The sequence below is a fragment of the Rahnella sp. CJA17(1/100) genome, from assembly GCF_963881615.1.
Lineage (GTDB): Bacteria > Pseudomonadota > Gammaproteobacteria > Enterobacterales > Enterobacteriaceae > Rahnella > Rahnella aceris.
In genome coordinates, this window is record NZ_CAWOJA010000074.1 from 1 (window position 1) to 430 (window position 430).

1 pseudogene is annotated in these 430 nt (G+C 47.9%); it reads right to left on the reverse strand.

The features are described from left to right. Positions 1 to 416, reverse strand: a pseudogene (locus AACU55_RS23365) (16S rRNA (cytosine(967)-C(5))-methyltransferase RsmB); the annotation flags it as partial. Positions 417 to 430 lie beyond the last annotated feature (14 nt).

The window sequence follows — 430 nt, forward strand, 5'->3', positions numbered from 1 at the left end:
GTCCACCACTCTTCAGGGTAGCGAGCATCACCACAGATTACGTCGGCACGTAGTTGTAGGCGTTCAAGGTTATCGTAAAAGCGGTCTAGGCGTGTAATATCGCTGTCGATTGCAACCACTTCAGTGTCTTGAGTATGTTCAAGAATGTGTGCAGTTTTACCACCAGGTGCTGCGCAGCAATCTAGGATTAGCTCACCATCTTTTGGTGTTAGGAAATCAACGGAAAGCTGAGCTGCAGCATCTTGCACAGATACCCAGCATCTGTCGAAGCCAGGAAGCAAAGTAACGTCACAAGGTGTGGCTAATTGGATGGCATCAGTGTCTTCAGGGGGCAGTGTGAATTCAATGTTTTCGTTTTTAAGTAGTTCAACATAACCGTGCCGAGTGTGGTGTTGGCGGTTTATGCGCAGCCACATTGGTGCCTTGTTAT